10 protein-coding genes and 1 riboswitch are annotated in these 15,588 nt (G+C 28.2%); all 10 genes read left to right on the forward strand.

The genetic code is table 11. From position 1 onward, the window contains the following. The first annotated feature begins 274 nt into the window (after positions 1–274). Positions 275–2,320: a S9 family peptidase gene (locus tag CDIF1296T_RS04070; RefSeq protein WP_009895676.1), complete on the forward strand. Its 2,046-nt coding sequence runs from the start codon at positions 275–277 to the stop codon at positions 2,318–2,320. A 16-nt stretch (positions 2,321–2,336) separates the two neighbouring features. Next, positions 2,337–4,292 carry an alpha/beta hydrolase family protein gene (locus CDIF1296T_RS04075; RefSeq protein ID WP_009895678.1) on the forward strand — a complete coding sequence of 652 codons (1,956 nt, stop codon included), beginning with the start codon at positions 2,337–2,339 and terminating at the stop codon, positions 4,290–4,292. A gap of 15 nt (positions 4,293–4,307) precedes the next feature. After that, positions 4,308–5,498: a hypothetical protein gene (locus CDIF1296T_RS04080; protein WP_003440174.1), complete on the forward strand. Its 1,191-nt coding sequence runs from the start codon at positions 4,308–4,310 to the stop codon at positions 5,496–5,498. Between the two features lie 1,178 nt (positions 5,499–6,676). Further along, positions 6,677–7,051, forward strand: a complete 375-nt coding sequence (locus CDIF1296T_RS04095; protein WP_003440181.1) for a GntR family transcriptional regulator — start codon at positions 6,677–6,679, stop codon at positions 7,049–7,051. A 1-nt stretch (position 7,052) separates the two neighbouring features. Then, on the forward strand, positions 7,053–7,910 hold the full coding sequence (locus CDIF1296T_RS04100) for an ABC transporter ATP-binding protein (RefSeq protein WP_009895681.1): 858 nt from the start codon (positions 7,053–7,055) through the stop codon (positions 7,908–7,910). 2 nt (positions 7,911–7,912) lie between these two features. Next, complete coding sequence (locus CDIF1296T_RS04105; protein WP_003440185.1) at positions 7,913–8,551, forward strand: ABC-2 transporter permease; 639 nt, start codon at positions 7,913–7,915, stop codon at positions 8,549–8,551. A gap of 1,005 nt (positions 8,552–9,556) precedes the next feature. After that, complete coding sequence (locus tag CDIF1296T_RS04110) at positions 9,557–10,291, forward strand: MBL fold metallo-hydrolase (RefSeq protein WP_009895686.1); 735 nt, start codon at positions 9,557–9,559, stop codon at positions 10,289–10,291. A 997-nt stretch (positions 10,292–11,288) separates the two neighbouring features. Continuing rightward, a riboswitch (Fluoride riboswitch) is annotated at positions 11,289–11,365 on the forward strand. A 264-nt stretch (positions 11,366–11,629) separates the two neighbouring features. Further along, positions 11,630–12,886 (forward strand): chloride channel protein, encoded by a 1,257-nt coding sequence (locus CDIF1296T_RS04115; RefSeq protein ID WP_009895688.1) that lies wholly within the window; start codon positions 11,630–11,632, stop codon positions 12,884–12,886. Between the two features lie 62 nt (positions 12,887–12,948). Beyond that, a complete protein-coding gene (locus CDIF1296T_RS04120; RefSeq protein WP_009895690.1) occupies positions 12,949–14,142 on the forward strand; it encodes a cation:proton antiporter in 1,194 nt (397 codons plus the stop codon). 200 nt (positions 14,143–14,342) lie between these two features. Next, positions 14,343–14,723 carry a BlaI/MecI/CopY family transcriptional regulator gene (locus CDIF1296T_RS04125; RefSeq protein ID WP_003434522.1) on the forward strand — a complete coding sequence of 127 codons (381 nt, stop codon included), beginning with the start codon at positions 14,343–14,345 and terminating at the stop codon, positions 14,721–14,723. Positions 14,724–15,588: the final 865 nt, after the last annotated feature.

The raw sequence follows: 15,588 nt of genomic DNA on the forward strand, positions 1-15,588 counted from the left end.
CTAATTATAGTTTAAACATAATCTAAATATAATCTAATAAATATAATCTAAATATAGTGTAAATAAGTCTAAGTATGAATTAAATATAGATTAAGTATGGACTAAGTATAGATTAAGTATGAATTAAGCATGGATTAAATATACTTTAAATTACAAATATTACAAGGAAGCCAGAAGGCTTCCTAAAAAAATAACCTTTATAAAATTTTTTATTTTAAATTTAAAATTTTTTATTTTAAATTTAAAATAAAAAATGAAAGAGGTGGTAGGGAGTTTGAAAAAAATTACTAAAGAAAGGATAGAAAATACTATGAAAAAGCTATTTACGAGTGAAACATTTTTGGAATATCAATTTATAAGTGATTGCCAAATATCACCAAATGGAGGATATACAGCATTTATTGTAAAAAAAGCTGATATCAAAGAGAATGGTTACACAAGCCAAGTTTATATATTAAACAATAAAACTGGCGAATTAAAACAAATAACGTCTATAAACTCTGTTGGAGCATATGCCTGGGAAGATGAAAATACTATCTTGTTCCCTGCTTTGCGAAATGAAAAAGTAAAAGATGCTGTCAAAAACGGTAAGCAATGCATGAGTTACTATGCTTTATCTTTAAATGGTGGAGAAGCAGAAGAACTTTTTAGACTCCCTATCAAAGGTGGTAAATTGAATCCTATAGGAAAAGGTTTGTATGCAGTTGTTGATTCTTATGACAATGACCGACCTATTGTAGAGGGATTGCCAGAAGAAGAACAACAGAAAAAAATAAATGCTTATAACAAAAGACATTATGAACATTTCAAAGAAATTCCTTATGCTGTCAATGGGGAGGGATATATTAGCAGAAAAAGAAAACGCCTATATGTATACGACAGTAATATAAATGAGTTGAAGGCAATTACAGCACCTATGTTTAATGTTGTAGGTATGAAAATAAGTGATGGAAAAATCTTATATATAGGGCAAGAGTTTAAAGATGTAAAAGGTTTGAAAAATGGGGTCTATGTATTTGATACAAACACAAACACAAATGTCTGTATATTAGAAAAAGATAAGTATATTATAAAAGGTTTTGAATTATATCAAAATCAAGTGATACTAAACCTAACTGATGCTTTATCTTATGGAAATGGAGAAAATGGAGATTTTTATACTATTGATATTGATACGAAAGAAATGAAACTTCTTTCAGGGCATCAACATCATTGTATTGGAAATACAGTAACATCTGATGTTAAAATGGGTGCTGGTCAGACAACAAAGGTAGATGGAGAATATATTTATTACACTTCTACAGTAGATATGGACTGCATTATTGAAAGAATACATATTCCAACAGGAAAACAGGAAAAAGTAACACAGACAGGTTCAGTTGATTTTATAGATGTAAAAGATGGCAATATTGTATGTGTGGGTTGTTTAGGAAATGGATTACCAGAAGTTTATACAGTAGAGAATGGAACATTGTGTAAGAAAACACATTTAAATGACCATATTTTAGAGGAATATAAAATTTCTGTGCCAGAATACATAGAGTCAAAAGGAAGTTCTAAATGGGAAATACAAGGATACGTATATAAACCAGTAGATTATGAGGTGGGGAAAAAATATCCAGCTGTATTGGCGATTCATGGAGGACCAAGATTGACATATGGACCATATTTTATGAATGAGATACAGGTATTTACAAGTGCAGGTTACTTTGTATTCTTCTGTAACCCAAGGGGGTCTGAAGGTCGTGGCAATGCTTTTGCAGATATTAGGAAACAGTTTGGAGATATTGATTATATAGATTTTATGGAATTTACAGATACTGTACTTGAAAAATATACAGACATTGATAAAACAAAATTGGCTGTTGAAGGTGGAAGTTATGGTGGATTTATGACGAATTGGATAATTGGTCATACAAACCGTTTTGCTGTTGCTTGTGCTCAGCGTTCTATTGCAAACTGGAGTGGCATGGAGGGTACAACAGATATTGGTTATTATTTCTGCAAAGGACAAACAGGTGCTTCTCATATGGAAAACCACGAGCTTCAATGGAAACAGTCACCTCTTGCTTATGCTGATAAATGTGTTACACCGACTTTATTTTTACATGGTGAAAAAGACTATAGATGCTATATGCAAGAAGCATTCCAGATGTTTTCAGCATTGAAAATTCATGGGTGTCCTACAAAACTTTGTCTATTTGAAGGAGAAAACCATGAACTGTCTCGTTCTGGTAGACCAAAACAAAAGCTACAAAGATTAGTTGAAATGCTAGATTGGTTTTCGGTATATATAAAAAAAGATAACATAGGACAGTAGAAAGGAGAATATAAAAATGGAAAAAATAAAGATTGAAAGTTCAGATATTTTTGAATATATATTCCCTCATGATATTTCTTGTTCACCTGATGGAAAGCATATTGCTTATATTATATCAAATATCAACGAGGAAAAAGACTGCTATGAACATGACTTATATGTGATGGACATCAAAACAGAAAAACAAATACATATGACTCAAACAAAAGATGTAACATCATTTAGTTGGATTTCTAATACAGAACTACTTTTTACATCTAAAAGAAATAAGCCAAAAGCAAGTACAACAGATTTTTACACTATTTCTATAGAAGGAGGAGAAGCAAAAAAAGCATTTTCTATTCCAAAAGCTTGTAGCGTACCTGTATCACTTGGAAATAAATTGTGGTTACTGACAACAAAAAATCCAACGGATTCTAAAAAATCAGAACCAGATAGGGCAGTAGAGGGTGTAGATTATTGGACATTTACAGATAAACCTTTTATAAGAGATGGAGAAAATTTTTCTCAAAGAAGACGTGTAACATTAGAATTATATCAAGAAGGTGAAAATATAACAAAAGCCATTACACCAAAATTTTGTGAAGTAGCAGGTGTAGACGTTTCTTCTGATAAAAACAGAATTTTATATACTGGTCAGATTTATGAAGATTGTGCAACTCCTTTTTCTGGACTTTGGGAGTATCATATAGACAGTGGTGAAACCAAAGAACTTGTACCACAAGGAAAGTACCAAATAAGTTTGGCAAAATATATTGGCAAAGATAAAGTAATGTTGCAAGCTTCAACATTAGACCGTTCTATTACACAGAATCATGATATTTTTATACTTGATTTGAGTACTAGTGAAATAAATATGATTGCTAGTCCAGATGGTATGTATGCTACATTACTGGATGTAGATGCAGTATATGGTGGTGGACGTAGTAATAAAGTTATAGGAGACAAATTTATTGGTGCAAGAATTTGCAGAACTATGACAGAATTTAATGAGTTTGATACAAAGACAGGTAATATACGTATCATCACAAAAGTAGATGCTTTTACATCTTTTGATATTTACGACAACACCATGTACACAGTAATGTTGAAAGATTATGAGTTAGCAGAAATATATAGCATTGATATGACTACAGGTACAATGAAAAAAATGACTGCTTTTTCTGAACCATATTTAGATACTCATAAGGTTTCATTACCTGAAAAATTGACGTTTGTAGCAAAAAATAAAGAAGAAGTTGATGGTTTTGTTATACCGCCTATAGATGCTAAAGAAGGCGAAAAATATCCTGCTGTATTGTTCATTCATGGTGGACCTAAATGGGCATATGGCTATATGTTTACACACTTGAAGCAGTGTGTAACATCAAAGGGAATGTATGTGATTTATTGTAACCCTCATGGTGGTGACGGTTATGGTGAAAAATTCTTAGAAATGGTAGAAAGATGGGGGTATGTTGACTATGAGCATCTTATGGAATTTGTAGATACTTGTATTGAAAAATATCCTGGGATTGATGCAGACCGCTTAGGGGTTGCAGGGGGAAGTTACGGTGGTTATATGACAAACTGGATAATTGGTCATACAGACCGTTTCAAAGCAGCAGTTTCTCAAAGAGGTATTAGTAACTTGATTACAGCTTCTTTAATTATTGACTTTGGGGATAGAATTATGAAGCAGACTTGTGGAGATAAGACGCCTTGGAATCATGAGGAGGTTCTTTGGAATCATTCACCTATTAAATATGTGAAAAATGTTAAGACACCAACATTGTTCTTACATAGTGATAGGGATTATAGATGTTTTATGGGGGATACTTTCCAAATGTTTACAGCATTAAAACAGCTTGGTGTAGATACAGAAATGTATTTGTTCCACGGAGATACACATGGATTGTCTAGAAATGGAAGACCATCTAATAGAATTGCAAGAGCAAATGCTATTGTAGATTGGTTTGAAAGATATTTATAATAAGGGGGTTATTCTATGAGTGATATGTTATTATGGTTTAGTGTCGTATTAGTTTTATTTGCTATTGGGGATTTAATTGCAAGCAAAACAAAAGCAAAAGTATCAGCTGTATTTGTTACACTACTTTTATTTTTGATTCTATTTGTCACAAAAGCAATACCAGCTGATATTATTGAAAAAGCAGGTATGACCGCAGCAGCTAGTTGGAGTGTTCCAATGATTATGTTTAGTATGGGAACAATGTTGAATGTTAAACAATTTATAGACGAATGGAGAACAGTATTGACAGCATGGCTTGGAATTGTAGCAGTTATAGTCTGTGTCTCATTATGTATTCCTTTGTTTGGAAAATCAACAGTATTGACAAGCATACCAGTTATAAATGGAGCTTTACCTGCTACTACTATTATGACACAAGCAGCACTAGAAAAAGGACTGACACTTGCAGCAGCTACAGCAACAGTTGTATTTGCAATTCAGAAGTTTATTGGTACACCAATAGCTTCAAGAGCAGCGTTACAAGAGGCAAACCGTCTTTTAGTAGAATATCATGAAGCAAAATCAAAAGGCATTGATTTAGCAAATGTTGATACTGATAAGAAAGAAGCAGAGAATACAGGCACAAAAGTAAAACAAGCTTTCTGTGAAAAATACGATAAATATTATTCTACAAATGTTTGTATATTTTTTATAGCATTATTCTCTTATCTAGGGTATGAACTTTCAGAGATTATTCATGTAAATTATTCTATTGTATGTCTTGTTGTTGGTGTTATTGTAACACGTATTGGTATTGTACCAAAAGACATTTTGGAAAAAGGAAAAATCAAGGGATTTATCAACATGGTTGTGTTTGCAGCTGTTATTCCTTCTTTAGCAAAAGTTTCTTTGACAGATTTAATTAGTCTTTTTGTACCAATTGTAGGTATGTTTGCAGCTTCTATCATTGGTATATTCCTTATGATGAAGGTGTTACCAGGTTGGAAAATTATCGGTTCTAAACCTCTTGCTTTTGGAGTAGGGTTTTGTCAGATGTTGGGATTCCCAACTACATATTTAATTTCAAATGAAGTGTGTAATGCTGTTGGAGAAACGGAAGAAGAAAGAGCATATTTGATGTCTAAGATTATGCCTAAGCTGGTAGTTGGTGGTATGGCTTGTATGATTTCTATTGTGGTAGCTGGTCTTATGGTACCAATGTTGTAGATAGGTTTCATAGTTAAAAAAGTGGTGTTAATTTATAGGAGAAGCTAAAAAGTAGTATTAATTTATAAATAAAGCTAGAAAGTCAGTATTAATTTATAAACGAATTTTATATTAGTTAATTTATTATAAGAATATTTTCTTTTTAGCATTATAATCTTGATTTTATCAAGAAACAGATTTTTTATTTGCTATTCTAATAGTTACAGTTTATTTTTATTTTCTAAAACAAAACTTTAACTTGATTTATCTATAAATAGGGTATTTAATAATATTTTTGGAAAATCTTTAGAAAGAATTAAAAAGAGGAGAAAAAAGGGAGTGCCACAAAGTGAACTTTTTAGTTCTAAGGCACTCTTTTTTGTACGAAATCGAATATATTTTCAAAGTTTTAAAAGTGAGAAAGAGACTTATCTCTAGTTTGAGATAGCCAATTTTAATTATTAAAATTATTTTTTGTTTTATTTATCAAAGAGTATTCGTGTTTTAGAAGTTAGTATTTTTTATTTTATATATACAAGGTTTTCCGTTTCTAATGTTTTCTTTTTTAAAATAATTAGGGTATTCAATTATGGTAAAAGGTGGATGGTATTTTGCAGTGATATTATTTAAAGCACAGTATTGAATGTTGAAATTCTCACATTTTAGAGTATTATCTTTTTTAATCAAAAAAATCTTCTATACTTATAGCAAGGTTACTTCTGCAAATATTCCATGCATCATAATATCCAAATTTAAATTTTTTTAATATAGAGTTTACCTCTAGTCTACACTCTTGAATAACTCTTTCCTCTATCCAAATTCTTATAAATTCATCCCATTTATTACTATCTATTTATTACTATCTAAATTTTTTAGTATGTTTGTAATTAGAAATGGATTTATTCCTTTATGTTTTTTATAAATAGTTTATAACTTAATTTATCATCAAACAAATCATTCATACAGGATTCCTCTTTTTTTTAGATATTCAATTCTTACTTTTAATAAATATTTAATACATCCTATCTTATGTGGTTTTAAAAAGTGTTTATAGCTATCAAAAATCTCTAATATTTCATTCATATTTATTTTGTCATAGTAATATTTTACATCTTTTATATTGACAAAAAAGTGCTCTAAGTGTATAGTGTGTATATAACAACATCACACTGAAAATGATAAAAAGGGGGTGATAAAAAATGAAAGTGCTCATTTCTAACACATCAGATAAGCCATTATACCAACAAATTAAAGAGCAAATTAAAGAAGCAATATTTACTGAAGAACTGAAAGAAGGGGATGCAATGCCATCCATAAGAAATTTTGCTAATGATTTAAAAGTTAGTATTTTGACTATTAGACGAGTGTATGAAGAACTTGAAAATGAAGGCTTTCTTACACGCCAAGTTGGAATAGGAACATTTATTTCAACTGGAAATTTAGAAATACTAAGAGACTCAAAGAGACGTATAGTTGAACAAAAAATGGCAGATATGATTAAGGATGCAAAAGCACTAGGAATTACACAGATAGAGTTACAAGAAATGATGGATATTCTATATCAGGAGGATTAATATGGAAAATATTTTAGAAGTTTATAACTTAAATAAGACTTATACCGATTTTTCATTATCTAATATAAGCTTTGCATTACCAGAAGATTGTATAACTGGATTTATAGGTGTTAATGGAGCAGGAAAAACAACAACAATCCGTTCGATATTGGATGTCGTAAAGCGTGATAGTGGAAAAATAAAAATCTTTGGTAAAGATTTCGATGGAAATGAGAAGGAATTAAAAAATCGAATTGGAGTTGTATTTGATGATTCATATTTCTATGAGGAGTTGTCAATGGCAGAAATGAAAAGTATTATTGCACCTTCATATGATAATTGGTGTGAAGAAGATTATCAACAAAATATGAAGCGTTTTAATCTTAACCCAAAACAAAAGATTGATACACTTTCAAAAGGAATGAAAATGAAATTTGCTTTAGCATTAGCATTATCGCATAAAGCTGAGTTTTTAATTATGGATGAGCCTACAAGTGGTTTAGACCCACTAATCCGTAGTCAGATACTTGACATACTAACAGGATATATGAAGAAATGTGGTCGTGGTGTTTTCTTTTCCACTCATATAACATCTGATTTAGACAAAATAGCAGATATGATTGTTATGATTGACAATGGACGTATTATATTAGAGCGTGAAAAAGATACTCTATTGGACGAACATAGAAAAGTAAAAGGGGATATTCAATTTCTAAATGATGAAACCAAAAAATTATTTTTAAATTTAGAAATTACAGGTTATGGTTTTATAGGGATTACCTCAAAAATTAATGAAGTGCAAAAAAATATGCCAGATATTTTAATAGAGCGTCCTACAATTGAAGATATTATGCTTGCATATATTGAAAGGAGAGAGTAATTATGTTGATTCATTTAGTTAAAAAAGATATTCTGATTGTAAAAAAATATGTATTGTTGATATTATTTATTGCAATAGGAATCCCATTATTTATATTATGGCGTTTACCTCCATTTGCACAAATATTGGGATTTGTACTATCAATTATATTTTCAGAATTTATGCTGTGTCAGTATCTATTATTAAAGGAGAGTCAATATTCAAAAGCATCTGTATTACTTTGTTCAACTCCTTATCCTAGACGTGGCTTAGTTCAATCTAAGTATGTTTTATTTGCAATGGTATTTATCTATTGTACATTAGTTTACTGGATTGAAAATTTACTTATTCCACAAATAGGAACTTTTGACTTGACATATATTTTGATTGTTTTATTAATAAGTTCTATTATTTATGGAGTTTATATGCCTATTCAATATAAATTAGGATATGAAACAACAAAATTCTTTTTCGTGGTGATAATCATGGCTTCATCATTTGTATTACCATTAACTATAGCTCACAGCAATTTTGAAATTCCATTTATATATCAGTATCCATCCATGATAGTGAATATTGTATTGTTCCTTTTAAGTTTAATTATACTGTTAGCTTCAATGTTTATTTCTATTAAAATTTTTAGTAATAAGGAGCTTGTATAAGGTAAGGGGGACTTTTATATGCCACATTTGCCAGATTGGGCTGTTTTACTTTGTATCTTACTTCCAATAGTATATAAAGCTTGTCAGATATTTAAAAGTAAAAAATAGAGTACATATTTATATTGCCATTTTTATTGAGTAAAGTTAGATGGTATGAAAAGGTTACTTGAAAATAAAGTTACTTGGTGTGGCAGAGTAACATCATAATATTATAGATTATATGTTTCTTGTGAATCAATTTGTATTTTTTAATAGATAATATCCAGTAATTTTATTTTCCATTGATTATTTTTCAATTATGAGTATGATTGTGTGTATTGTATACCATTTTTTAAGATGTTTTTAAAAAATTATATCGTCAAAATATAAATCTAAGGAATCCTATAAATAAAGCTTTTCAATTTTAGAAAACTAATAAAAAGTAGGAAGTTAATAAAAAGAAGCTGTCTCAAAATAGAGATAAGCTTCTTTTTCATTGCTGAAATGACGAAAATATAATTGGTTTAATATAAAAAAGAGCGCTTTATGAACTATTTATTTTGAACAGTAGATACACTTGCACTCAATTTAGTTACTCCTAAGCTTTATGAACTAAAAGTTTATTTTGAAGCCTATTTTTATTAAAAGAGATTTTATTTTTCTAAATAATCATCTATATACAGTATTGCGTTTCTTTTATTTATTCATAATTTATTTTCTTATTAAAGTTTTTCTATATTCATATTTTCCATATTACTTTACTTTTAATTTTATACGAATTATCAAAAATAAAATAGTTATTAGAAAAAAATAAAAGTAATTGCAAAGCTTGCAATTACTTACTTCTATATTAATTACTATACCATAAAATAACAAAAAAATCAAGTCGAGTAATCCTTCAACTTAAGTGATATACTAGGTATTAATAATTTTTAATTAATAAAATATAACTAGAGGAAAATCTACATTTTCTCAATTTCTTTAATTAAATTGACCTCTAATTAAGTAATTATAAGGAGAAAAATTATGAATTTAGCAAAGGGATTAGATGTTTTAAAAATTTCATCAAATGTATTCGGTGAAGATAAAGTTATGTATATTCCTGTAATCTACACAGAAGATGATGCAACACTTATTGACACAGGTCTTCCGGGTCAAGGTGATTTAATAATTGATGCTCTTAATAAAAGTAACACGAGCTTTGATAGGTTAAAAAATATAATAATTACTCATCATGATATAGACCATATAGGAAACATAAATTATCTAAGAGAAAAATCTAAGAATAATATCAAAGTATATGCATACAAAAGTGAAGTCAGCTATATAACAGGAGAAGAAACTCCTTTTAAACTTTATATGTTGGAACAAATGGTAGATAAAATTGATGATAAGATGCTTAGTATGCTAAATGTTATGGGACTTGGATTTAAATCATCATATACTAAAGTAGATGTGTCATTAGATAACCATGAAAAATTGAATCTAGGTGAGGAAATAGAAGTTATACATACAGGAGGTCACACTAGAGGTCACATATGTCTTTATTTAAAAGAGTCTAAAGTACTTATTGCTGGAGATTTGTTACAGGTAGAAAATGGAGAACTTAAGCCTGTTGATGTGATGTACAGCAACAAACAAGAGTTAAAAGATGCTATTAAAAATATAAGTAATTATAATATAGAAACGATAGTTTTTAGTCATGGTGGATTATATCAAAGAAACATAATTGGAACATTGAAAAACCTAATTATTGAGTAGTACTATATGATTTACAATAATTTCTTAAATTACTTAAAATTATATCTAAAGATGTAGAATCAAAATTAAATATAAGTAATAAGAATTTTGCTTTAAAATTATACTTAAGTGTTAAGGGTGATATGTAGTATTACAAGTATTTTAGAATATAGTTTTTTATAGTAATTTTAAGGTTCTACAATACTTCAGTTGAAAAATATTTAACAGCATAGTATAATGGGAAAGAAAATACTTTAAATAAACTTTAGTATACAAAGTGAAGAAAAATATTTAAATTATATATAATATTGTAGAGTGAGGTAAAATATTTAAGTTATATATCATAATACAGAGTGAAGAAAAATATTTAGATAATGTACCATAATACAAAGTGAGTAAAAATATTTAAATCATGTATCATAATGCAAAGCGAAGAAAAATATTTAAATAATGTACCATAATGCAGAGTGAGTAAAAATATTTAAATAATGTGTTATAATACAAAGCGAATAAGATTATTTAAAGCATGTATTATAATATAAAGTGCGTAAAAATATTTAAATCATGTATCATAATACAAAGTAAAAAAGATTATTTAAACCATATATCATAATGCAAAGTGAAGAAAAATGTTTAAATTATGTATCATAATATAAGCAGAGTGAAGAAAAAAATTTAAATAATATATCATAATGTAGAGTGAGTAAAAATATTTAAATCATGTATCATAATATAAGCAGAGTGAAGAAAATATTTAAATCATGTATCATAATATAAGCAGAGTGAAGAAAAATATTTAAATAATATATCATAATGTGGAGTGAGGAAAAATATTTAAGTTATGTATCATAATACAAAGTAAAGAAAATCATTTAAATTATATATCATAAAAATAATATGAAATATTGAACACTCATAATATTAGAGACTTTAATATTTTAATTGATAGGTTATATTATTTATAACATTAAAAATACAATTTACATAAAATAGACATATGAAAAATAAAAAATTATATAATAATTATGGGAATGAGGTTCTCCCTTGGATGATAATATCCTAAACTGCCAATGAGCTGATGACTTCTATGATATCATAGATGCCACCAGCTTTTTTTGTTGTTTAAATCAATAAAATGGAGGTGAAGTACTTACTAAATTTTTATTTTTTAAATTTGAAGAAATATTTAATTAATAGAAAAAATAGTAGATTATATGTTAATTATTTTATTAAGAATGGGTTAAGAGTGTACCTATATCCTATCAATTTAAAAAACAATTATGATAGTCATTACATTGACTACAGTTGATGCAATAAAACTTTCAAAAAATCTTATGATGCAAATAGAAAGGAATTAAAATGATAGAAAAATTTAAAACTTTAATATGGATTAAAATGATAATAAGAATTAAAAGCGTTTATAAAACATATGGTGGACTATTTTTTTTAGGACTCATAGGTATACCAGTTGGTGCAATTATAGGTCTTATAGACACCATATTTGGAACGGTTCTTCTAAAAGTTACAGATATTCGAGAAACATATCCAATGTATCTGATACCATTTTTAGCAGTAGTAGGAGTTGTTATTGCTTATTGCTATTTTAAATTTGGAGGAAAAAGTAGTAAAGGAATGAATCTAATATTTGAGGTAGGGCATGGAGAAGAAGAAATTATTCCTTTAAGATTGGTTCCATTTATAATATCAGGTACATGGTTAACCCATTTATTTGGTGGTAGTGCAGGACGAGAAGGAGTTGCTGTTCAGATTGGTGCAACTTTTTCACATTGGGTAGGTAAAAGGTTGCCTATAAAAAATGCTTCTAGTATTTTTCTAGTAACTGGTATGGCAGCTGGTTTTGCAGGATTATTTGAGACACCAATAGCAGCAATACTATTTGCTATGGAGGTTTTGGTTGCTGGTTCACTGGAGTATCAATCGCTTTTTCCTGCGTTTACTGCTTCTTTTACAGCAAGTGCAGTATCAAAAGCTTTAGGGTTAGAGAAATTTTCTTTTGCACTTTCTTCTGAAGTTGTATTTGACTTGTCAATATTTTGGAAGCTTATTGTTTTAGGAATTATTTTTGGAATGGTTGGTGGAGCATTTGCATGGTGTCTGAAATTGTCAAAAAGAAAAATAGGGAATAGATTAAAAAATCCTATGATAAGGATTGCTATTATTGGAGTATGTCTTAGTGTATTATTCCTTTTATTTTATAAAGGAAGATATTCAGGTTTAGGGACAAATTTAATTCAAAATAGTTTCTATGGTGGAGAAATTTATTCATTTGACTGGCTGTTAAAGTTTATACTTACAATACTGACTTTGTCAGCAGGTTTTCAAGGAGGAGAGGTTACACCTTTGTTTTCCATTGGAGCTAGTCTTGGTGTATTGTTAGCAGGATTTTTTAATTTGCCAATTGAATTAGTTGCAGCGCTTGGCTATGCTAGTGTCTTTGGTAGTGCTACAAATACTTTTTTTGCACCTGTATTTATAGGGGCAGAAGTTTTTGGGTACAGCTATTTACCTTATTTCTTTGTAGTATGCGCTATTTCATATATATTTAATATGGATAAATCTATTTATTCACTACAAAAAATTTCAACAAAACAATAAATAAAACAACATAATGTATGATTAGAAGAGAAAGAATATTAGAGAAAGGATAGGGTAGGAATATGTTGACAAGTTTAGCTTTGATTTTTTTATTAGGAATGGCCTCGGGAGGTATTTTTAAGAGGATAAAGTTACCTAACTTATTGGGAATGTTACTTACAGGAATTATATTAGGTCCATATGTTTTAAATTTGATTGATAATTCAATACTAGATATTTCTTCTGACCTTAGAAAGATTGCATTGATTATTATATTAACAAGGGCTGGATTATCTTTAGATATAAACGATTTGAAGAAAGTGGGAAGACCTGCTGTACTTATGTGCTTTATTCCAGCTACTTTTGAAATTATCGGAATGATAGTTTTAGCACCAAAGTTACTAGGCGTTTCTATATTGGAAGCAGCAGTCATGGGTGCAGTAGTAGGAGCAGTTTCTCCCGCAATTATTGTACCTAAAATGCTTAAATTAATGGAAGAAGGTTATGGTACAGAAAAAAGTATTCCACAGATGCTTTTAGCAGGAACTTCTATAGACGATATTTTCGTAATTGTGATGTTTACAGTATTCACAGGGTTGGCACAAGGAAATAGTATATCAGCTATTAGTTTTTTACAAATTCCAGTATCAATTATATTAGGTGTAATAGCTGGAGCAGTGATTGGAATCTGTTTAGCAGTATTTTTTAAGAAGGTTCATATGAGAGATTCTGCTAAAGGGGTGTTGCTTTTAAGTATCTCATTTTTAATGATAAGTTTAGAGACTGCTTTAGAGGGTATTGTGCCATTTTCTGGATTATTAGCAGTTATGAGTATTGGGATTTTCCTTCAGATAAAATATCGTGTAGTTGCAAGAAGATTGTCTATAAAGTATTCGAAACTATGGGTTGGTGCTGAAATTCTCTTGTTTGTTTTGGTAGGGGCAACAGTAGATATAAGTTATGCATTTAAAGCAGGAATTGGAGCTGTAATTTTAATATTTGGAGTTCTTTTATTCCGTATGGTAGGAGTATTCTTCTGCCTTATTAAGACAAATTTGACAATAAAGGAAAGGTTGTTCTGTATGATTGGCTATATTCCAAAGGCTACAGTACAGGCAGCAATAGGAGGTGTACCACTTGCAATGGGGATGGCATCTGGACAACTTATTTTGACGTTAGCAGTTCTAGCTATACTTATAACTGCACCTCTTGGAGCTTTTGGAATTGATGTAACTTATAAAAAATTATTAACTTCTGTAAAAGGCGAGAGTAAGTAAAAATAAAGATTATTTTAACTGGTAAGTTATATTTTGGAAAAGGATTATACTATTGAATACAATATAAAAAAATCATTTGGGAGATTAAGAAGGTAGAAGTTAAGAACAGATTTTAAGGTATGTTATGATTATTAGAATTGATTTTGTGAAATTATTATTGTAATATTTAATTATATAGATAAAGAAGCGGAGTGATAACTATGTGTTTAAAAAAATTATCAAAATTAGAGTTAGTTATTATGAAATTTATTTGGAATTTAGATATAAAAACCAATTCATATGAGATTATTGATTATATGAAAGAAGAACATAATTTACCAGAAAAAGTAGCTTTAAAAACTTTATCAAAACTATCAAAGAAAAGATTCTTATATGTTCAAGAAACAGGCAAGTGTATGTATTATACAGTTGCAATAAAAGAAAAGGCATATTTAGAGTTTATATCAAGAAATGTGCAAAATCTTTTGAAGAATAATTTTATAAGGAATTTATTAGTATCATTTCACGAAGAGGAGCTAACAGAGGAAAAGATAAAGTCGTTAGAAAACTGGGTAGTAAATTGGGAAGAAGCTTATGTATAAATGTTATTATTTTTATTACAATTTAGATAATTTTGGTTTTGTAAGCTCTGCAACTATTTTTAGATGGTTGCAGAGTTTATTTTTATTTTTTATTCCCTTAAGCAATACTTAAAAGTAAACGCATTTATATTTACTAACTTCAATTACTTCTAATACTTAAATTACTTTTTAAAAATATTTTGATATGTCATCTCTATAGTAATCTAGAACTTGTTTCTATTCTTTATATAAAGTTTTTATGAATGATATATATAATATTCGTTCATTTGATTAAAAATAACAAAATATTAAATAATTCTACTCTGATAGTTTGTTAAAAAAATAATAAAAAATATTAATAAACAAAAAAAAATTATCTTAAGAGAGGAGAATGTTCTAAAATATAAAAAGGTTTCTAGATTTCATAAAAGATACTATTTTAGTCTTGAAAATATTTAGTTTGAAAAGATTTTAATTTAATGATTGATTAAGTTAAAAATGTGTATGTAATAAATTTTATTTTATTTATTGACTAAATTATAAAGTTTACATAATTATTTAATAATTATGTAATTGTTACTTGAAAATTGATCTATTTTAAAATCTAGTTATAACTTCAAAAAAGACTGAAAATTAAGAAAAAAGAAATATAAATATAAAAACATGTCATATAGATTTTTTTTATTTTACTTTAATAAAATGATTTGTTTTTACAATACTTTATTAATATAAAGTTTATTGCTAAAATACTTTATTTATTAGAAAAAGATTACTAATTAATTATTAAAATTAATGTATTCATAATGCATATTTTCATATAAAATTTAATTTATTTGCCGATTATATAATTATAATGACTGATTTAATTCCGATGTTGTCAAAATTT

Origin of the sequence: Clostridioides difficile ATCC 9689 = DSM 1296 (genome assembly GCF_001077535.1) — a bacterium.
GTDB classification, from domain to species: domain Bacteria; phylum Bacillota; class Clostridia; order Peptostreptococcales; family Peptostreptococcaceae; genus Clostridioides; species Clostridioides difficile.